This is a genomic window from Rhizobium sp. USDA 4016, assembly GCF_056279705.1.
In genome coordinates, this window is sequence record NZ_JBWCCY010000002.1 from 340,337 (window position 1) to 361,721 (window position 21,385).

Below are 21,385 nucleotides of genomic sequence, written 5' to 3' on the forward strand. Positions count from 1 at the left end.
AGCCAAGCAAAATATGGCCATTTGAGGCGCGAAGAGAATCCATTTGACAGAAAGTTACGGTAACGATAACGTAAATCAACGACGGAGAAGGACTAGAGATAACGACAAACGTCTGCGGGTTCACATTGGGAGGAAATGATGAAGCTCGTCCGAGATCTGCGACGGCAAGCCGTACGTGCTGCCGTTCTCGCACTTGTTGTTTGCGCCGGCTGGGCCGGTGCTGCAGTTGCTTTTCAGGAGTCTCCGCAACTGAAAGCGCTCGTCGATGCGGGAAAATTGCCCCCGGTTGACAAGCGCCTGCCGGCAAAGCCCCTCGTACTCACGCCGCTCCAGTCGGTTGGCAGCTACGGCGGCACCTGGCGCACCGCCACTTTCGGCGGCGGTGACAGCGAGATCGAGCGGTCGATCGGCTATACCCGGCTTGTTCGCTGGAACCCCGAATGGACCCAGGTCATTCCCGATATCGCCGAGAGCTTCGAGGTAAATGCCGACGCCACGCAATACACGTTCACCCTGCGCGAAGGCACCCGCTGGTCGGACGGCGAGCCCTTCAGCGCCGACGACCTGATCTTCTGGGACGAGCATGTCCTGCGCAACAAGGAAATCACGCCCTCGCCCCCGGCATGGCTGACGGCAGGCGGCGAGCCCGTCAAAGTCGAAAAGCTTGGCGACTACAAGGTCGTGTTCAAATTCAAGGCGCCCAACGGCCTGTTCCTGATGAACATGGCCACCATCCGCGGCGCCGATATCCTTGCCGCCTCGCCGGCGCACTACCTCAAGAAATTCCACAAGGATTTCAATCCAGAAGGCATCGCCGCGCTGGTCAAGCAGGCCGGTGCGGCAGACTGGGCGCAGCTCTTCAACAACAAGATCTCGTTCCCAGGCCGCTGGCGTGACGTCGGCCGCCCGGTGCTCGACGCCTGGATGCTGACCGCCCCCTATGTTGGCACATCGCAGGTCGTGGCCGAGCGCAACCCCTACTATGCGAAAGTCGACACCGCCGGCAACCAGCTGCCCTATCTCGACAAGGTCACCATCGACGTGATGGAAGACACCCAGGCGATCATTCTGAAGGCGATCAATGGCGAGATCGACATGCAGAACCGTTTCATCGAGACCACGGACGCCCGGCCGGTCATCGTTCAGAACCAGGAAAAGGGCGGATACAGGCTTTTCATCGCGCGGCCGGCTTGGTCAAACGCCTTGCTTATCACGCTGAACCAGACCCACAAGAACAAGGTGCTGCGCAAGGTCTTCTCCGACAAAAACTTTCGCATCGGTCTCAGCCACGCGATCAACCGCGAGGAGCTCAACCAGCTCATCTACGCCGGCCAATCGAAGCCATACCAGGCCGCTCCGCGGGAGGGCAGCGCGCTCTATGACGAGAAGATGGCGACCCAGTACCTCAAGTACGACGTCGATCTTGCCAACCGGTATCTCGACAAGGCGGGACTGACCACTCGCGACGCCGAAGGGTACAGACTCGGACCGGACGGCAGGCGCGTAACCTTCGCCATAGACGTACTGACGGGTAGTCCGATCCAAAGTGACGCGCTCGAATTGATCCAGCGCTACTGGAGGACCGTCGGCATCGATATGCAGCCGCGACCGACCGAGCGCTCGCTCATCTTCGCCCGTCTCCAGACCAACGAGAACGATGGCATCGGCTGGGTCGGCGGCGGAGGCTACGATTTTCTGGGACTGCTCGATCCCAAATGGTACTTCCCGCATGAATATGAATCGAGCTTCGCTACCGCCTGGGGTCTTTACTACCAGAACCCCAACGATCCGAATGCCGAGGAGCCGAGCGAGGAAGCCAAGAAGCAGATGGATCTGTACCGGAAGGTGCAGCAGAGCGCGACACTTGAGCAACAGCTCGCGGCCATGAAGGAACTGCTCGCCATTACACGCGACCAATTCTACATCATCGGTACCAACCTCGAACCCGACCGCGTCGGGATCGTCAAGAAGAATATGCGCAACGTGCCCGACGTCATCCCGAGCACCTCTTTCTACATGATCCCCGGGCCGGTGAAGCCCGAGACCTTCTACTACGAAAACTGACCTTCCGAACCGGGCGGCGACAGGTCCTGCCGCCGCCCTTGTTTCGTGTCGCAGCAGATCTGCCCACATACACGGCAAGGAGCGAGGAAATGGCCGGATTCATGATCAGACGCCTGCTCTACATGATCCCGATGATGTTCGTGATTTCGATCGTCACATTCATCATCATCCAGCTTCCGCCGGGCGATTTCCTGACCGCTTTGACCGCCCGGCTGGCGTCGCAGAACGAAACCATCGATCCCGGGGTGCTCGCGGGCCTGCGCGAGCGCTATGGGCTTGATCAGCCCTTGATCGTCCAATACTGGAAGTGGATCAGCGGCATTTTGCTGCGCGGCGATTTCGGGCAGTCCTTCGACTGGAACAAACCGGTCAGCGAGCTTATCTGGTCGCGCCTGAACCTGACGATGGTGGTTTCGCTCGTCACACTGATCTTCGTGTGGGCGGTCGCATTCCCGATCGGCATCTATTCGGCTGTGCGGCAATATTCCGTGGGCGACTACATCGCCACCTTCTTCGGCTTCCTCGGCCTCGCCATTCCAAGTTTCCTGCTGGCGCTGGTGCTGATGTATTTCAGCGCTCACTATTTCGGGCTGAGTATCGGTGGACTGTTCTCACCCGAATACATGAACGCCGCCTGGAGCTGGGGCAAGCTTTGGGATCTCATGAAGCACATGTGGATCCCCGTCATCGTGCTCGGCACCGGCGCGACGGCAGCCCTCATCCGCATCATGCGAGCAAACCTGCTGGACGAGCTCAACAAGCCCTATGTCGACATGGCGCGCGCCCGCGGTCTCAGCGAGACCAGGCTCCTCTTGAAATATCCGGTGCGCGTGGCGCTCAATCCATTCGTCTCAACGCTCGGCTGGGTGCTGCCGCATCTCGTCTCCGGTGCGGTCGTGGTGTCAATTGTGCTCAGCCTGCCGACAACCGGGCCGCTGCTGCTCAGCGCGCTCTTTGCCCAAGATATGTATCTGGCCGGCAGTATCATTCTGCTCATGAGCATCCTTACCCTCATCGGTACGCTGATCTCCGACCTGCTCCTTGCATGGCTCGATCCGCGGATCCGCAACGGTTAAAGAGGAGGCAACCGCAATGGCCGATCAAACTGTGGCAACGGCCATCCCCGAGATTCGGCCCGCCAAGGACGCAAATGCTTCGGCGGGGCAATGGCGGTTGATCTGGTGGCGCTTTTGCCAACACCGGGTGGCTTTGGCTTCCGGCGCCGTCATCGTGCTGGTCTATCTGGTTGCCGCCTTTGCCGAGTTCCTGGCGCCGATGTCGGAGCAGGCTTACGATCCACGCTTCACCTATGCCCCGCCGCAGCGGATCAGGTTTGCAGGCTATGACGCCAACGGCGCGTTCCACATGCTCTATGTGAACGGCTACTTTGCCAAGGTCGACCCGATTGCGCTCAGCCGTATCTACGAACCCGATCCGAACACTTTCATTCCTGTGGGTTTTTTCGTCAAGGGCGAGCCCTACCGGCTCTGGGGCCTGTTCGAGACGAACCGCCACTTGATCGGTGCGCTCGAACCGGGCCAGCCTTTTTACCTCTTTGGTGCTGACCGGCTCGGCCGTGACGTGCTCAGCAGAACCATCCATGGAACCCGTATCTCGATGTCGGTGGGCCTTATCGGCGTGACCATCAGTCTGATCCTCGGCATTCTTTTAGGGGGCATATCGGGTCTCTACGGCGGTTGGGTGGATGACGTCATCCAGCGCGGCATCGAGCTTTTGAAGTCGATACCGACGATCCCGCTGTGGATGGGACTGGCGGCGGCCGTTCCGATCAGCACCGACCCGATCGTTGTCTACCTCTGGATCACTGTCATCCTGTCGCTGATCGGCTGGACTGACATGGCACGCGTGGTGCGCGGTCGCTTCCTGTCGCTCAAGTCTGAGGATTTCGTGATCGCCGCAGGGCTCGACGGCTGTTCCAAGATGCGCATCATCTGGCGACACATGGTGCCGTCATTCATGAGCCATATCATCGCCTCGGTGACGCTGGCGATCCCCACCATGATCCTGGCCGAGACGGCGCTTTCTTTCCTGGGCATCGGGCTCAGACCTCCGGTGGTGAGCTGGGGTGTCTTGCTGCAGGAGGCGCAAAACATCCTCGCTGTCTCTAACGCGCCATGGCTGTTCCTGCCCGGACTGGCGGTGATCATCACGGTCCTTGCGCTCAACTTCCTTGGGGATGGAATACGCGATGCTGCAGACCCCTATGAGTACTAAACGCATGCCCGCTAAAGAGCCCGACCGGAGCGTGGCGCCGGACCTGCTGATCGAGGTCGACAACCTCCACACCCATTTCTTCGGCAATGCGGGATTGGTGCGGGCGGTCGACGGCGTGTCTTTCTCGATCCCGCGCGGCAGGACGGTGTGCGTCGTGGGCGAATCCGGCTCCGGCAAAAGCATTACCGGGCGCTCGATTCTGAACCAGGTACCGCGCGGCGGGCGCGTTGTATCCGGCGCAATCCGCTACAGGCCAGATGCCGGCAAGCCGCCGGTGGACATTGTCGCGCTCGATCCACGCGGCAAGGACATGCGGGCGATCCGCGGCGCTCAGATCGCCCTGATCAGCCAGGAGCCGATGGCCGCACTCTCGCCGGTCCACACGATTGGCAATCAGATGATCGAAGTCATTCGCCTGCATCTCAACATGGGCCGACGCGAAGCGAAAGAGCATGCGATCGAGACGCTGGCGCTTGTCGGCATCCCCCGCCCGACGGAGCGTATGGAGAGCTACGCTTTCCAATTTTCCGGCGGTATGCGCCAGCGCGTCTGTATTGCGCTTGCGCTTTCCTGTCGCCCAAAGCTCTTGATCGCCGACGAGCCGACCACGGCACTTGACGTGACGACGCAGGCCAACATCCTCGACCTGCTTTCGACGCTGCAGGCCGACTTCAATCTTTCCGTGCTGTTTGTCACCCACGACCTCGGCGTGGTGTCTGAGATCGCCGATGAGGTGGTCGTCATGTATCTGGGCAAAGTCGTCGAGACCGGCGACGTCGACACCATCTTTCACGCGCCGGCACATCCCTACACCAGGGCGCTCCTGCAATCGGTTCCGCGTATGCATGCCGGTGGGACAAAGCGGCTCCCGACTATCGAGGGCATGGTGCCTTCGCCTTTAGACCGCCCTCAAGGATGTGGCTTTCACCCGCGCTGCGGAATGGCGGTGGCAGGGCTTTGCGATCTAAAGCTTCCCGAGCCGGTTACGGTTTCCGAAGGCCACGTTGCAAGCTGCCTTCTGCACGGAGAGAACCGATGACGGCTGACGCGCCCCGGCGACAGGACCCGCTTCTCGAATTGCACGATCTCAAAATGCATTTCCCGATCCATCGAGGTGCGTTCCGGCGTGTCGTCGGCCACATCAGGGCCGTCGACGGCGTATCTCTCAGCGTCGATAGCGGCGAGACGCTGGGCATCGTCGGCGAATCCGGTTGCGGAAAGTCGACGCTCGCACGCACCATCCTGCGTGTTTACCGCCCGACGGCAGGCGAGATCGCCTATACCGGGCGCAGCGGTGCGCCCATCGATCTTGCGACATTGTCCGGACCGGGGCTGAAAGAGATCCACCGCGATATCCGCGTCGTCTTCCAGGATCCGCAATCCTCGCTTAACCCGCGCATGCGCGTCATCGACATCATCGGCGAGGTGCTGAAGGTGAACGGCATCGCAACGGGCTCGGAACTGGTGGACAGGGTCGCCGAGCTTTTGCGCAGCGTCGGACTTCGCCCCGAATTCATGCGCCGCTATCCGCACGCCTTTTCCGGCGGAGAAAGGCAGCGCATCAGCATCGCCCGCGCGCTGGCGCCCGAACCGCGTCTGGTGATCGCCGACGAGGCTGTCTCGGCTCTGGATGTGAGCGTTCAGGCGCAGACCATCAACCTGTTGCAAGATCTGCAGGAGCGTTTCGGGCTGACCTACCTCTTCGTGGCGCATGACCTTTCGGTCGTTCGTCACATCTCGGACAACGTCGCGGTCATGTACATGGGGAGAGTCGTGGAAAAGGCGCCAACCGACGCCATATTCGCCAGCCCTCGCCACCCTTATACCGAGGCTCTTCTTTCGGCCGTTCCGATCCCGGATCCAAGGCTGCGCCGCCGTGGCCGCCGCATCCGGCTTGCCGGCGAGGTGGCGGATCCGGCGAACCCTCCTTCAGGCTGTCCGTTCCACCCCCGCTGCCGCTACGTCACAGACCTCTGCAAGAGCCACGTACCGCCACTGCGGCCGGTCAAGAAGGATGGCCATTCCGTCGCTTGCCACCACGCCGAAACCTTGAAGCTCACCCCCTTCGACGAGCACGCACTTGCGGAGTTGTATTGAATGGCCGAACTCATTTCCCGTAGCGAGATCCGCGCCCGTCCGCTCGTCGACCAATCGTCGGCCACCCTGGAGCTGATTTATTTCGACCTTCTCAAGCTTTCTGCCGGCCGTCAGGAGCGAAGACGGCTGCCGGCGCATGAAAGCCTTTATGTCGTGCTCTCGGGCAGGGTCGACATCGAGGTCGACGGCATTCGCTTCGAAGCGGTCGGCCAACGCGCCGACATCTGGTCAGGTGACGCGGATTGCGTTTATGCGCCCGTCGACGCGGAAGTCGTTGTCACGGCAATCAGCGAGAGTGTCGAGATCGCCGTCGCCGGTGGGATCTGCGAGAGGCGCTATGCAGCTTTCCGCGTCACCCCTCAAGAGGTCGACGCGGTCAATGTCGGCTCCTCGGAGACGCATAGCCAGCGCCGCATAGCCCATCTGCTCGGCCAACGCCAGAACGGGCGCTGTGGTCATCTCCTGGTGAGCGAACTCTACGCCGGCGATGGTTGCTGGTCAGGCTACCCGCCCCACAAGCACGACACCGAGTGCGGCGATGTCGAGAGTCGTCACGAAGAGCTCTACCATTACCGTTTCCTGCCGGAGACCGGTTTCGGTGGACAGATCGTCTATGAGGAGAACGGGCCGGTCGAGACATTCATGACCCGCAGCGGCGATACGTTCCTGCTCGACCGCGGTTATCATCCGACGGTCACGTCGCCCGGACACCGCAGCTACATCTTCACCATCCTCGTCGGCAAGCATCGCCGCGGCCTTATCCAGCGCTTCGACCCGAAGCATGAGCACCTGACCGGGGTCATTCCAGGCATCGACGCCATGCGCGCCAAATTCAAATAGCCTCTTCGATCAACCAAGGAGATCGCGCGAATGCGCCAGCGCACAAAGATAAATGTTGACGTGAGCAAGCCGGTCCGTCCTTTCAAACGCTTCTGGCGCGGCACAGGCTTTTCTCCGGCAGAACTGCTGCTGGAGCCGGAAATGCGCCAGATGGTCGCCTATCTCGGCGGCGTACCGCATGAAGGCGTCCGCTATTTGCGCGTTCACTATCTGCTCAACCTGCTGACTGTGACCGGAGGCATTGAAAACCCCAGATACGACTGGTCGCTGCTCGACGGAGCAGTCGACGTGATGGTCGAGCATCGGCTCAAACCATTCTTCGAGTTGATGGGCAATCCATCTGGCATCTTCACCGACTATGAGAACATGGACCAGGTCAAGGCGTGGCGCGACCTGGTCACGGCGGTGGCGGAACGTTATGCCGGGCGCTATGGCATAGGGGAGCTGCGCAGCTGGTTTTTCGAGACGACCAATGAGGCGGACTCCGGCTGGTGGACCTACGGTGAGAGGGGCTACACAAACTACTATGATGCCTGCGTCGCCGGGCTCGACGCCGTCGATCGCGCCTTGCCGATGGGCGGTCCCGGCACGGCGCGCACGCTCTCGCCGATCTTTCGCGCCATCGTTGCGCACTGCGATAAAGGAGTGAGCTGCCTGACCAACGACGGCCCGCCGCGGATCGACTTCATTTCCATCCATGAAAAGGGCGTCAATGGCAGCATCGAGGATCTGACGCCCAACACCAACGGCATCATCGACCGCACGCTGCTCGTCGTCGACTATCTGAGGCAGCATCATCCGCGGCTTGCTGAATTGCCGATCGTCAATGATGAATGCGATCCGCAGCTTGGTTGGTCCGACCATCACTCGTGGCACGGAAAGGCCTATTATGCCGCCATCATCGGCAAGATCATCGAGCAGCACGAGCGCCGCATCATCGCGCCCAAGGCGGCCGACTTTACCTTTCTGAGCAACGATCATGCCTTCATCGGCGGCTGGGGGCAGCGAACGATCTTTTCTTATTTCGGACCCCGCAATTTCCGGCGGGCGCAATGGGAGCACAAGACCGATCTTAGCACGCTGGCGACCGACGTCGACGCCGCCCCGACTTTCGAGCAGATCAAAAAGCCCGGCCTGACGTCGCTCGAACTGCTGGCAACGCTGGGCGACACACTCTGCGAGGCGACAGCAGATCCGAAACTCGATCCGGATAGAGACGGACTGGCCATCCTGCCCACAAAGCTCGCCGATAGTGGCGCCTCAATCGCGCTGATCCATTCCGTCGACGCAATCACACAGTCCGGACGCACGTCGGTGCGGCTTGAAATCAACGGATTAGAGCCGGGTCGTCACGGCGTTTGCCTGCTGCGGATCGACAATGAGTTTACCAATCCCATGGAAGTGTGGGAGGCGCAGCGGGACGAAAGCAACCCACGCGGTCCGTGGGAGCCGGTCGGTGCGCCGCGCGAGCCAACCGCCGATCAGTTTGCCGAATTGCGGCGAGCCCAGGAGCCGGCGCTTTTGCACCCGATCAGCATCGTCGACGCGCAGGAGGGCCGGATCAGCCTCGACCTTGACGTTCCGCTGCCATCCCTCACGCAGATACTGGTGGTCCCCGACACGGGTGCGGCGCCGTCCGCTCCGACCGGGCTGACGGCGACGCGCTACCGCGGTCTTGGGGAGCGGCAGCAACGGATGCTGTTCTGGGCCGCAGGCGATGCCCGTCCGGGCATTTTCTACGACGTTTTGACCAGCACCGATGGAAAGATCTTCGAGAAGGTCAATCCCGTTCCTCTGATCTCGACGGCCTACTTGCATGTATCGCCGCAATCGGGCGTGCGCTATGCCGTGCGGGCGCGCGACGCCTTCGGACGGGAGAGCGCGCTCTGCATCATCGCCGACTGATGCTGGCGCCGCGGGTGTTTAGCCGGACATATCCTTCTTCCCGAAGGCACTGCTGAACAAAGCGGGCTGCATGTGCCATTTTCCGATCAGTGCATCAGGGTATTTGCGGGTGGCCCGGAATTGAGACCAGCACTGCGACCTCTCCGGCGTTGCACCTCCGCTATGCCTGTAGCGTGCCTGTCATCAACCATATCCTACGTGGCCCACGCCTAGAAGTTCGCTCTGCCAGCGACAACACGCTCCTTGTCGCAAAATCCTATGTTGACGACGGTGAGTATGGCCCTCAGGTGATTGGAGAATGGACCTTGGCAGTGATGAGAGACGAGCTGAACTTGACTGAAGACGTAATGCTAACGACACGGTTAGCAGCGAAGAGAAAGATTCGTGCATTTTGCGGGCTCTCGCGATACTGAAAATAAGCGAGACGACACAATCAGATATAGTTTGTCTTATGCAGCGGAGAATCACTGATGATCCAATGTCAAACGACAACGAGACGCAGCAACGTTGTTCCGTCGTCTCGACATAGCCATGAGCGTCTGTTTGCCATTCCTATTTCCAGTTGCCCGTTTTAACCATGGAGATCTGCATGCTCAGACGTCTAGCCAGTCTTTTCGCCGCTGCTCCGCTTGTTGCGTTGCAAGCGCTCAGCAATCCCGCCGTCTCTCAAGAGAGGTGGTTGGCTGGCTTCTATCCGGGCTGGGAATATGAATTTTATCCGCCAGAACTTATTGATTTTTCTTCCCTCACTCACGTGGTGATGTTCTCGGTGGTTCCGGAAAATGATGGATCGCTTGATACGAGTTTCTTCATGGACTCGATGACTGGTCCCCGAGTCGCGCAGGAGGTCGTTATGCGGGCGCACGCAGCGGGTCGAAAGGCGCTCCTCGCAGTTGGCGGGGGCGGACTGGTCGACCGAATGCGCGAAGCCTCAAACGACGCCAACAGGCAACGCTTCGTGACCAATCTCGTGGATCTGGTGAGGCGGTGGAATTACGACGGTCTCGACATCGATTGGGAGCCTATAGAGTCAATGGACCAGGCAAACCTGACGGCCTTGGCAAAGGCACTTCGCGATCAGATGCCTGACAAATTGTTAACGATCGACCTGAGCTGGAAGAATTCGAATTCTTCCATTGAAAATCAGGAGGCTCGATTCTTGATGCAAATCGAGCCGATCTTCGACCGGCTGAACGTGATGACATACGATATGGCTGATAACTGGGAGGGTTGGCTGTCGTGGCACAATTCACCGCTTTACGGCGACTCCAACAGCACTCCGGCTTCGGTCGCCAGCAGCATCAAGGCTTACATCCAAGTGGGCATCCCCGCCGGGAAGCTTGGTCTCGGCGTGGCATTCTACGGGAGCTGCTGGAACACGCCGGTTTCGGCTCCGCGCCAGGCTGCTGGAACCGCGCAAGTGATCGCCGGCGATCAGGACATGAGCTATAAGAATATCATGACGTACTATTACGACCCTAACTACGCCGAGTACGACACAACGGCTCAGGCGCCGTACCTGTCTCCATCGAAGGCGATCGGCCCGTTCGGATGCACGTTCGTTTCATACGAGGACGAGCGTTCTATCGCGGCCAAGGGGGAATTCGCCCGACAGAATGGCCTGGGTGGGGCAATCATCTGGTCCCTGGGTGAGGGATACATGCCGAAGGCGACAAACCCGAGTGGCCTTCTGCACGCCACTCGAAATGCGATTCTCGATTGAACTGAAGGACGATCTCGGTGCTGGCTAGACCCCACTTGCGAGGGGTCAGACTGGTTAAGAAGACCGGGCGAAGCCTCCGGAGCGCTTTCGATCGTCTCAACCGGTTCTCAGCCATTTCGGCAGGCCGCGCCAGCGCGGCGGCAGCGCTTGCAAAGTGCTAGCGACAAGCCGGGGAAAGAACACGGCGACGATCCCGATGTACAGTGCAAGCGATGTCGCGAATGAGGTCACGCTGAACCAGTCGGAGACGAGCGCGCGCCGAAACAGAAAAAGCACTGCAAGCGACACCTCCACTATGGCCACAAGGGCGATCGCCTCGCGGATCAGCTGCGCGTCGACGCGAGCGGATCGGGCAAGAGACCGCGACCAAAGCATGCCAGCCCCCAGGCATATAGAGAGCACAAACCCGAAGGATGCCAGCACGACATCCCACAATGCCCCGATTGCAACTAAGGCCATGCCCGCCAGCAACTGGACCGCAGAACACTGAAGCAGCGTTCCGGCTTGCTGGGTGGCGATCATGAAGGAAGGCACGGAAGCGACGAGAGCCAGGACGGGCAGCGCCAGCGCGAAAATCATCATGATGTCGGCCACCTGGATCCAGGCAGATCCCAAGGCAATCTTGACGATCTGGGCGGAGAAAATGGAAAATCCGAACGCCGGGACGCAGAACAGCACGACGCTTGCAAGCGAGATATTCAGTATGAAGCTCTCGAGCTTTTGGGTGTCGCCTGACATGCGGGCGAATATGGGAAAGAGGCCTGCCGAAATCGGATAGAACAGCACGCTCGTCACCAGATCGAGGAGCGCCTTCGCCGAGCGGAAAATGCCCGCAGCAGCGGGTCCTGCAAGGAGCCCTAGCGTGACTTCCGGCAGGCGTTGGCCTGCGGCATCGAGCACAAGCCGACCCATCAGCTTGGCGACGCTCGAGGAAGCGTTTTGCCAGTCCGACTTGGAAAACCGGGATCGCGGAACGGCCGGCAGGGCCACCAGGCACACGAGGGACCCCGTCGCCGCCGCGAGAATGGTCTGCGCAATGATGCTCCAGGCTCCGCCGCCGAAATAGGCAAGGGCGATCGACAGCGCACCCCCCGTGAGGATTGCCAAGGGGCGCCGGATCGCCAGCACCGAAAAGGCAAATTGTCTAGCGAGCAGCCCTTCTGGGATCAGTCCGATCCCGGTCAGTGCTGGAGCAAGCGCCGAAGCCCGCATCAGATCGCCAACCAAGGGATTGCCGAGGGCGGATGATAGGATCGGTGCGGCTGCGACGATGAGCATCGCCATCAGCAGGCTGCTACCGATTGCGCAGACAAAACACGCGCTCAGATAGCCTGGCCCGGCATCCTCCCGCTGTATGACGGTCTGCGTGACGCCCTGCAATGTATGATTCGCAATCAGCGCGGGAGCAACGGCCATGGCCGCCATGCCGAAGTCGGTCGGGCCGAGCAGTCTAGCCGTGATCAAGAAGACGCTGGCTTGGGTGGCCCGCTCAGCGCAGATTTGCACCAAGGACCACACGGCACCCCGTATAGCGGTGGCGCGCACCTTATTGCTTGCAAGTCCCTGCGTGGCCGTTGGCGCTTGCAGGTTTTGGATTTCGACGCCGGGATCGCTACGGTCCTCGGGGCTCATTGGTAACCCGTTACCGCCGGGGCGCTGCTGAGGGTCCGGTCCGAAAGCGAGCCTGTCGTGCGGCGTGAGACCTTGATCACGTCTCCCGGTCTGACCGGGCTCGTTTCGGCCGTCACCTCCTCGACCAACTGTCCGTCCCGCTCCCTGAGGAGCGAATACGTAACCTCGATCTCTTCGTTGTGACTTGCAGCAGGCGCTCCGTCTATCTGCAATTGCTGGATCAAGTCCTCGGCGGTGCCGAGCTTGCCTATCACGTTCTCGAGTTCGCCGTCCACGCCGTTAAGCTCGGCAAGCAACTCACGGCCGTCCGTGTCCTGCAGTCGCCTTATTGAGGCCTCAGTGCTCGCAACGCGCTCGCTAACCTTGAGCATTTCGGTCTGGACCTCTTTGCGCTTGCTGTCGGCGGCCAGGGCCGTCCGCTCAAGCGCATATACACGTGCGGAAGGAGCCAAACCCCGGGCTTCGAGCTTCCGCACCTGGACAAGTTCGCGGTCTACGCTGTTGCTCTGCGCGTTCTGGGTCTCGATCTGGTTCTGCAAAGTACGCATCTGCCCGCGGAGCAGTGAAAGCTGTTCGTTGTAGTTACCTAACTCGAGAGCGCGTGTCTTGCGCCGCTGATCAAAAACAAGCTGCTCTCGCATAATGACATCTTGGACAGTCGGCTCGCTTGCGCGCAATCTCAGTCTCGCGGGAAATTCGACTTTATCTTTGCCCCCGATTGTCGCTTCCAGCCGGGCGCGTCTAGCCTCGAGCCTGTCCCTTTGCGCCCTCAAGACATTCAGTTCGCCGTTGGCCTGAATCATATCGCGTTCGAAACGGGTCTCTCCTAACGCAGCGCCCCTTGCTATGCCACCTGCCACGCTGAGCGCATGGATCACTCTCATGCCTGGCCTGAAGGGATACTCTCCCGGTTTCTCGACCGCACCGATGATGTAGAATGGACGATGTTGCACTATTTCGACGGCCGTTACGGGAGGATTGACCAGCCGCACCTTCGCTTGAAACTGCGATGCGATCGAGGTTGCGAATTCGGAAGCGCTCATCCCGGCCGCTTTGATGTTGCCAAGGAGCGGTATCGCAACGTCGCCTGCCGCGTCCACCGTGAATTCGCCATCCAACCGAGGTCGGATCTCGCCGCTCGCCGAAGAGATCTCCGTCAAGCTGATCCTGAGTTTATCCTGGGAGCCTAGCGTATATTCATCCGATGCTTTGCCGGCTGTGGCTCCCGCCGAGAACAGGAGCACCAGCGCCAGTGCGCCATTTTGCGCCGCGCCTGGCACGTTAAGACGAGCCATAATCACACTCCCTCCACCGCTTCTGCCGCACCGCCTCTGCCCGCGCTAGCTCTTGGAAAATGCTGAGCTACCAGTGTTTGAACCACAGCCCGGGCCAGGTCGGGCGCACAAATCCACACTTTGCCGTCATTCCATCAGCGTCATCTTCCGGCGGGCAACCTTGTTCAGCACGACTCCGAGGACCTTCGGCCGCTGCGGCTCGAGCATCTTCAACGTTAGACCGAGAGCAGACCTGTCAGTCTTGTTCCACTCCGCCAATATCACGAGATGATCCAAGAAATTGACTATCGCCAGGGCATCTCCGCATCTGGCCAATGCCGGCATGTCCACGCAAATCCAGTCGAACTCCTTACGATGAGTTGCGATTATGCGGCCGACCCAATCCTGTCGGCTCATGAACTTCTCGTCCACAGCTGGCCCGAGCAGAGGAGCGAATTTCAGGGCGATGCCGGGAAAGCACCGGACTTCGGAGATCTCGGCGTCAGCGTCCGCGCCGTCTGACGACAGGAATGTCAGGGAAGCAAGCGTCTCGGTGAGCTGCCGTGTCTGAAAATCGGCATCGACGAGCAGGACCTTCTCCCCCGCGCGAGCGAGAAGCTGAGCGAAATTGGCGATCAGCGTCGAACGACCTTCGGATCCACACGCAGACACAACGCCGACGACGATAGCCCGGTGCCCGCTGGCTGCAACCACCAACTGGGACCTGAGTAAGCGAAGCGCCTCGCAAAATAGCGAGGTCGGGAAGTCCGCCGCATAAGACAGTGCGGAGGACGATAGGGGCTTCCTGGAGGACGCTCGCAACCATCGGGGCAAGAGCTGCGAGAACGGATTGGGCCTCAACGCGCGCACCGATGGAACGAGTCCCAAGCATCGGATGGCAAGTTCGTCCTCGAGATCGCTCCTTCCCCCGACCGTCCGCTTCATCGCGACACGGGCGGCGGCGATGCAGATTCCGAACCCCAATCCGGCAAAGAGGCCGAGCGCCAGCAGGACAGGCGTCTTCATGCCGGTGCGCTCCACGAGCGGACTTGCCGGCGTCAACATACGGGCTAGGGGCGCACTCTCCCGCTCGGTCGCCTCCATCCTGAATTTCCACTGATAATCCACATAGGTTCGCGCAATGGCATTCGCGATGCGCGCTGACTTCTCAGAGCTGTTTGCTGTGACTTCGATTTCGGCCACGTACGATCGCCCGGCCCGGCTGGCCCGCATCGCGGACCAAAGCTGTCTGGCGGCGATCTGCCGAAGTTCGTCAGCAGGTATCGCCTCCGCGCTTGACGTCGTGTCCTGCGGCGGCATCCGTGCCGCGAAGATCATTTGTTCAAGGCTCGACCGCCAAGCAGCCAACTTGGAGGAGAGGCCGGATTTGACAGAAACGAATTCGGGATCTTTATCAAGTGCGAGCTCATCAACGACCTTCAGAAGCACGTCATTCGACTCGATAATCTTGATCTGTGTATCGATATAGGCGGAGTCCGCAGAGTCGCTGGGGACTCGCCCGTCAGACCCTGGTAAGCGGTAATCGAGAATAATGACCGCCCGCGACCGATACGTCGGTTCGGCACGCATGACGTAGGTTGCCGTCAGGGACAAGCCTATGACGGCCCAAAGGGCAAGCCCAAGCCAGTTGGCCGATAAGAACGACACAATAGGACCAAGGAGGAGCGGGCGCGGACCATCATCTGAGGTCAACGCCGAGACCTTCGACCAACGTGCTGCTTGGGGATGTTCATAACGCATAAACTTACCCATGATACGGATGAGGACGGCCGTTACTTCTTTCGTTCGTTATTTCCTCTGATACTATCGTGCTCAAAATCTTTGCCCCATTGTCGATGGTATAGGGGGCGATGCTGGCTTCGCACTTTTCCCGAAGGGATGCTATTTCGGCCTGTGACAGGGAAAGAAGCGTTCTCAGGCAGTCTTCTATGTCGCGAACTCTGGGCTCGAAGACGAGACGCGGATCGATTGATCGGGCTAATTCTGCGCTGCCGCACGCTGTGCTGACTGCACACAGGCATCCGCGTTGCAGGGCCTCATTGACCACCAGTCCCCACGGGTCTGCCAATGACGGAAGGACCATCACGTCGATCGAGCGATAAAATTCCTCCCGCAGTTCGCCGTCAACGTAGCCCCACCATCGGATTCGTTTTGCCGTTCCGACGGGCATCGGAGCCATTCCGGCCATGTGAAGCGACGCGTCGGCTTCTCCCAGTGCCGCGAATGCCTCGATGAGGGCCGTCACGTTTTTCCGATTCGAGCCCGCTCCGATATAGCCGAACGATCTGATCGGGCCGCTCCGGCGAACCAGAGGGCCTCTGGCGTCGGGCACAACACAGATCATTCGCTTGGTGGGGATGTTGGTCGGCAAGCTGCGCAGGTATGCCTTGGTCATGTCGGAGAAAACGATCGCTGTGTCGCAAATTGCACACAATATCTTTGAACAAATTCGCTGATAGAGTTGTTTGACGCGTGGCTTGAAATGATCTGGAATGTGCTTTTCCCAAAGCAATAAACGCTTTCCTTCCAATTTTAGAACGAAGGCCCAAAAGAGCATGCAAAGGTTCGTTGGATTGTTATCCAATAGGACGACGGTCTGCGGTTCCGGTCGAAGCCAGAAGAAGACGAATGGACCGACGGTAAAACTGGGACACCTGACGACTGCGTACGTGGTCTTATGACATGCGCCGCCCCATCTTCGCCCCTCGTCCTCCGGGCTCTGCAGATAATAGACTGTCAGGTCCGTGCCTGAGCGCGCCAGATGCTCAAAGACGGCATGTTGGTGCGGCGAGTAGTAGTTCTGCACAAAGGCAATCGTCCCACTCGCCTTATCCGGCTGTTTGCTTTCTGCCCTCTTCACGAAGATTTTTTGAGCGTCCGTCATGATACAACTCTGCTAATGGTGGGTTGCCCGCCTAGCGAGGTCAGTCGCCAGGATGGCGATGAAGCGGGAATTGGTTGTAAGATTGCGCTTCCACAGCTTCCGCGGTTCCAAGCAAAGCCGCCAGGCCCATTCGAGTCCGGCATTCTGTAAGAGGACCGGCGCCCGGGGCAGAAACCCGGCGACGACGTCGAACGCTCCGCCCACGCCCAAGACAGCCGGGATCTGCAAGGCGGAGCGCTGTTCCTCGCACCAGATCTCCTTGAACGGCGCGGGCATTGCCACCAAGAGCAGATCTGCGCCGCTGTTATTGATCTCTGTTGTGATGTCAGCGTACTCGTTCTTCGAGAAGAAGCCGTTTCGCGCGCCTGCAATTCGTATGCCTGGATATCTCGACGCGACGACTTCCATGAACCGTTGCAGTCGCTGCTGGGTCGTCCCGAGCAAATACACGCTCAGTCTTTCGGTCGACCCTCTCTCCAATAACGCTTCCATTAGATCGATTCCGGTCACTCGTTCGGGAACCGGGTTGCCGAGCAACCGACTGGCCCACACCAAGGGCATTCCATCGGTCACGACGAGATCCGCCTTCCCGACAGCTGCCGAAAGCGTCGCATCGGTCCGCATCGTCACAAGAAGAGAAACATTGGCAGTAATTATGATGTGCGTTTGCCGAACAGGTTCGGCCTGCCAGTGCAAGACGAGACTTACAACATCGTCAGCAGGTATGGCGTGGAAACGGGTATTCAGAAATTCCACAACTGGAATTTTGTCAAAGCTGTTCATACTATGTGCCTCCCCCTGTTCCCGCCCTTGTCGAGGCTGGCGGCATAGAGGCACCATCCCCATTCATAGGGCCGTATCTCGTGGTTGATGCATAGTGCCGCTGAAGGGGCTTCGCTCCCGCGGTAACGTCCGGCCAGCGCGAGCAGCTTGTTGCCCAAGGATGCGATCGCGGGCTCGGTCCGTTCGATATTCCTCCAGATCGCAGTCGCCTCCTCGTCGATGAGGCTGACACCCAGCTCGTTCTTGAGAATCCAGCGTTGGCTACGTTCGATTGCTTGCGAGTAATCCCCTCCACCCGCCGCCCGCAGGATCATCAACGCCATCGGCGCCATCGCATGCTGATGAACCGAATAGACTGGATAGCCTTCCGCAACCCGTCCCGAGGACACGTCGTAGTGCCACCACCACTGGCCCCGGCTGCCTTGTAGCTCGGTCAGCCGCCCGGCTATCCGTTCCGCCAACCGAAGGGCTCGCTCGTCGCAGAGCACGACCGCTGCGAAGCCTAAGGCCTGGACGGCGTAAATTTGGTCGGCGAAGTTCGCAAGTTGCCGACGCAGTCGATGACGGAGCGGGGCCGCTGCACTGGCGTGGCTGACCAAACGAGCGTTCTCGTCATAGCGGGACGACAATACCGAAACAGCCGAACGAGCCAGATCGAACATGCGGGGGTTGCGCACCCGCCCCAGTTCATGAAGCAGGCCGCTGGCAAGCCACGCGACCTCCATCGTGGTTAGCCGGTCGGCCCATTCCCGCCGGTCATCCAATGACACGCCGATACGAGCGAGAAGGTCTCCCAATGCAAGACCGTCGAGGACTGCGTTCGCCCAGATGGCAAGGCCGGTTGCACCAAGCGCTTGCTCTCGGCCCATGCGGTCGAGGGCCGCAGATAGCGCCTTCTCGGATGACAGTCCGATCTGATTGGGAGCGATACCGGCTCTGTCGAGACCTATCAGGCAGATGAGCGTGCTCGTAATATTCTCTGTCCCTCGGGTGGGCTGACCGGATCTGCGGTCCCTGATCTGTAGGTCGAAGAGGGCTGTTTCGGGATTGGCGGCCGCTTGCAAGCCGGAGGCGCAGAGCGGCAACAAACGTGCATACGCGTCAAGAACGGCGGATGAGAGTTCCGGGCCTGTTTCGAAAGTCATAATGGTTGGCATCGGAGCCTCTCCATCGTCCCGCGGCATGTCTGAAGCCGAATAAGGTCAGCAGATAACCGCCTGCGCCTTCGTCGTACCTGCAATCCGTTCGCGCAGGTTCTCAAGGATTCGAGCGCTGGCCAAGCCATCGCCGTACGGGCTTTTGTGAATGGTCATTGTGGGAAGGCGGCTGGTGCTCAGTGCGCCGATAGCTTCTTCCACAATTCGGGTCCGGTCGGTGCCGATCAGCTTGGCAAACCCTGCTTCGATGCCCTCCGGACGCTCGGTATGCTGCCGGGTGACCAGGACTGGCACACCCAACGAGGGAGCCTCCTCTTGAACGCCGCCCGAGTCAGTAATGATGAGATGAGCCCTAGCCATCAGATAGACGAAGGAGACATAGTCGACGGGCGCTATCAGATGTATTCGTTCAAGCAACTCCGGATGTGCGCTCCCGAGAATGGCCTTGACAGGCTCCTGCACGTTTGGATTCAGATGAACTGGATACAGGATCTCGACATCCGACAATTCCCTAACCAAGTCGATGAGGGCTTCACACGTCTTGCGGATAGGACTGCCAAAGCTTTCGCGGCGATGCCCTGTGACCAAAACGAGGCGTCTTTGCGGTTTCAAGAATGAGAATCGATCGTCCAGTTGTTTCCGCAATACGCTGTTCGACTTTATAAGATTAATCACCCACACCAACGCATCGATGACGCTATTCCCGGTCACGAATACCGAGCTCTCTGGATGGCCTTCCTGCAGCAAGTTGGCGCGGGCCCAAGAGGTGGGCGCGAAATGGAGGTCCGCTATGGTGCTGATGAAGCGCCGGTTAGCTTCTTCAGGATAAGGAGAATACTTGTCGGATGTGCGAAGCCCGGCCTCCACATGCGCAATTGAGACCTTTTCGTAAAATGCGGCCAAGCTCGACGCGAACGCCGTTGTCGTATCGCCTTGGACGATAACCCACTCCGGTCGCGCCTCCCGGATTACATTCGCGACCTCTACAACAATTCGTGACGTAACCTCGGCAAGGCTCTGCGCGGGTTTCATCAAGTTCAGATCGTAGTCCGGCTTGATGCCGAATACATCGAGCACCTGATCCAACATGGAGCGGTGCTGTCCGGTTACGCAGACCCGAATATCGAATGCCCGATCAGCAGCTGCCGCCTTGACAAGAGGAGCAAGTTTTATTGCCTCGGGCCTGGTGCCCAAGACAGTTAATATGGTTGTCCCCGCGGAACCCATTGGCTAAAGACCGCCCAGCTCTAAATTTTTCATAGCAACAATGTACGATAGCCATCATAAAACAAGAGATCATAAGGAGTATAATTCGTTGGTATTAGAGTAATAAATCCGGTCCAAGACAGACCATTTGCTAGGTGAAGTGCAGGAGTAGACCTGGACCTGAGAGTTCGATCACGATCATGTGTTATTCGAATGGCAGAGTCTGTGGAAGAATCATATGGCCCCTGCGGTCAGACGCGGAGCGCTTGGCGTGTCCAGACAACCGGACTCACGATCAGCTGCCCATCCTAACCAGCTCCCGGAAAGGGCAACGGCATCGCGATGATTCCGGAAGCGGTTCCTCCTCGCCGGCGATGCGGCGGCTGAAGTCGTGGATGTTAGGGCCCAGATAGAGTTCCGAGTACCTTCGCAGGGCATGCTCATTGCGCTGACGTCTGATCAGCGCCACTTGCCGAGGCGGTGCAGGGTTTGGCGCAGTGACGCCGGTCTTCGTCGCAAACTTCACGTGCCGCTTCCCGGTCGATGGGGGAGCGCTTCGACCGGGAATGTCACGGTTTTTGCTGGAGGGCGGTGTCCACCCTCACCTGGCGCGTATCCTGCGGCTTCATCGCCCCGGTCTTGACCGCTTGGCTGCAAGGAAGCATGTGTTTGCCGATGGAAACTACCTGTCGGGCGAAGGAAAGAGCTCGGTTCTCATTGCGAGGTGGTAGGCCACCAGTCCGATCCATTCATGAGCGGCCAGATCGGCGAGGTACAAACCCATAGAGACGGAACGTGTCGGACGTCCCACATCGGACGGCCGAGTCCGATAGCCTACGGGGTATGGGATGACCGGAAAATCGGTGGCGCGAAAGCAGGCGACGGCCCTCGGCATGTGAAAGGCGGATGTAACGAGCAGCCACGACTCCCCCGGCTTGGGACGTGCAACAGCCTTGCTCTCGACCGCATTCTCGCAGGTGTTTCGCGAGCGCTCTTCAAGTTCGATCCGTCTCTCCGGAACACCGATTTCGATGAGAAGGTCGCGCGCGACTGCGGCCTCCGACTTCTCCTCGGCAGACAGTAAATTCGCCGTCCCTCCTGAAAGGAGAATTCTCGCGTTGGGGTAGAGCAGGCTGAGCTCGGCCGTCTTGGTGAGCCGCTCGCCTGCATCGGTCAAGGTGATGGTTTGGCGTTCGGTCGAGATATCAGTGTCGATTTCCCCGCCGAGGACAACAATGCCCGTCACATTGTCCTGGATAGCGGGTTGCGGGAACCGGTCCTCCAGTAAGAGAAGCGCAGCACTTCCAACGGGGAACCAGCCGACGATCAGCAAAAGTACGGCCGACATGATCAGAAGAATTCGCGCTGCTCTGAACCGACGGATGGCAAAGGCTACGATCCCCGCGAATGCCGTCAATCCAATCAGATTCGATATCACGAGAAATGCTGTTAAAAGCTTCGAAAGAACGAAGAACACGTGCCGCTCCTGAGATCGCTCTGAATATACGCGGAGCAAATCATACACTGCATTTGGAAAGTGGAAGAATCATCCAACGTAGTCCTT

16 protein-coding genes are annotated in these 21,385 nt (G+C 59.4%); 8 read left to right on the forward strand and 8 right to left on the reverse strand.

The annotated features are described in order from the left end of the window. The first annotated feature begins 138 nt into the window (after positions 1-138). The 8 genes from ACZ9DP_RS02560 (at position 139) to ACZ9DP_RS02595 (ending at position 10,864) form a co-directional block, all read left to right on the forward strand. On the forward strand, positions 139-2,064 hold the full coding sequence (locus ACZ9DP_RS02560; RefSeq protein WP_476200096.1) for an ABC transporter substrate-binding protein: 1,926 nt from the start codon (positions 139-141) through the stop codon (positions 2,062-2,064). Positions 2,065-2,153: 89 nt separating this feature from the next. After that, entirely contained in the window at positions 2,154-3,140 is a 987-nt protein-coding gene (locus ACZ9DP_RS02565; protein WP_074072920.1) for an ABC transporter permease, read from the forward strand. Positions 3,141-3,156: 16 nt separating this feature from the next. Further along, a complete protein-coding gene (locus ACZ9DP_RS02570; protein WP_476200099.1) occupies positions 3,157-4,299 on the forward strand; it encodes an ABC transporter permease in 1,143 nt (380 codons plus the stop codon). After that, positions 4,289-5,338 (forward strand): ABC transporter ATP-binding protein, encoded by a 1,050-nt coding sequence (locus ACZ9DP_RS02575; RefSeq protein ID WP_476200101.1) that lies wholly within the window; start codon positions 4,289-4,291, stop codon positions 5,336-5,338. The genes ACZ9DP_RS02570 and ACZ9DP_RS02575 overlap by 11 nt, the downstream gene beginning before the upstream one ends. Further along, on the forward strand, positions 5,335-6,396 hold the full coding sequence (locus ACZ9DP_RS02580; protein WP_476200102.1) for an ABC transporter ATP-binding protein: 1,062 nt from the start codon (positions 5,335-5,337) through the stop codon (positions 6,394-6,396). Before ACZ9DP_RS02575 ends, ACZ9DP_RS02580 begins: the two co-directional genes overlap by 4 nt. After that, on the forward strand, positions 6,397-7,236 hold the full coding sequence (locus tag ACZ9DP_RS02585; protein ID WP_194731801.1) for a 5-deoxy-glucuronate isomerase: 840 nt from the start codon (positions 6,397-6,399) through the stop codon (positions 7,234-7,236). 30 nt (positions 7,237-7,266) lie between these two features. Next, complete coding sequence (locus ACZ9DP_RS02590) at positions 7,267-9,141, forward strand: GH39 family glycosyl hydrolase (protein ID WP_476200103.1); 1,875 nt, start codon at positions 7,267-7,269, stop codon at positions 9,139-9,141. 589 nt (positions 9,142-9,730) lie between these two features. Continuing rightward, positions 9,731-10,864 carry a glycoside hydrolase family 18 protein gene (locus ACZ9DP_RS02595; protein WP_476200104.1) on the forward strand — a complete coding sequence of 378 codons (1,134 nt, stop codon included), beginning with the start codon at positions 9,731-9,733 and terminating at the stop codon, positions 10,862-10,864. Positions 10,865-10,960: 96 nt separating this feature from the next. On the opposite strand, the gene ACZ9DP_RS02600 is transcribed toward ACZ9DP_RS02595, so the two are convergent. From ACZ9DP_RS02600 to ACZ9DP_RS02635, 8 genes are all read right to left on the reverse strand, one after another. Beyond that, complete coding sequence (locus tag ACZ9DP_RS02600; protein WP_476200105.1) at positions 10,961-12,496, reverse strand: oligosaccharide flippase family protein; 1,536 nt, start codon at positions 12,494-12,496, stop codon at positions 10,961-10,963. Further along, positions 12,493-13,791, reverse strand: coding sequence for a polysaccharide biosynthesis/export family protein (locus ACZ9DP_RS02605; protein WP_476200107.1), 1,299 nt, complete (start codon positions 13,789-13,791; stop codon positions 12,493-12,495). The genes ACZ9DP_RS02600 and ACZ9DP_RS02605 overlap by 4 nt, the downstream gene beginning before the upstream one ends. A gap of 126 nt (positions 13,792-13,917) precedes the next feature. After that, positions 13,918-15,438, reverse strand: a complete 1,521-nt coding sequence (locus ACZ9DP_RS02610; protein ID WP_476200108.1) for a CpsD/CapB family tyrosine-protein kinase — start codon at positions 15,436-15,438, stop codon at positions 13,918-13,920. Between the two features lie 97 nt (positions 15,439-15,535). Continuing rightward, positions 15,536-16,675, reverse strand: coding sequence for a glycosyltransferase family 4 protein (locus ACZ9DP_RS02615; protein ID WP_074072910.1), 1,140 nt, complete (start codon positions 16,673-16,675; stop codon positions 15,536-15,538). 12 nt (positions 16,676-16,687) lie between these two features. Then, positions 16,688-17,458 (reverse strand): WecB/TagA/CpsF family glycosyltransferase, encoded by a 771-nt coding sequence (locus tag ACZ9DP_RS02620; RefSeq protein WP_476200109.1) that lies wholly within the window; start codon positions 17,456-17,458, stop codon positions 16,688-16,690. Further along, the gene (locus ACZ9DP_RS02625; protein ID WP_476200111.1) at positions 17,455-18,615 is read right to left on the reverse strand and encodes a hypothetical protein; all 1,161 of its coding nucleotides are present in this window, start codon (positions 18,613-18,615) and stop codon (positions 17,455-17,457) included. The genes ACZ9DP_RS02620 and ACZ9DP_RS02625 overlap by 4 nt, the downstream gene beginning before the upstream one ends. Positions 18,616-18,660: 45 nt before the next feature. Continuing rightward, positions 18,661-19,842 carry a non-hydrolyzing UDP-N-acetylglucosamine 2-epimerase gene (gene wecB, locus ACZ9DP_RS02630; protein ID WP_476200113.1) on the reverse strand — a complete coding sequence of 394 codons (1,182 nt, stop codon included), beginning with the start codon at positions 19,840-19,842 and terminating at the stop codon, positions 18,661-18,663. Positions 19,843-20,503: 661 nt separating this feature from the next. Then, complete coding sequence (locus tag ACZ9DP_RS02635) at positions 20,504-21,298, reverse strand: YdcF family protein (protein WP_476200115.1); 795 nt, start codon at positions 21,296-21,298, stop codon at positions 20,504-20,506. Positions 21,299-21,385: the final 87 nt, after the last annotated feature.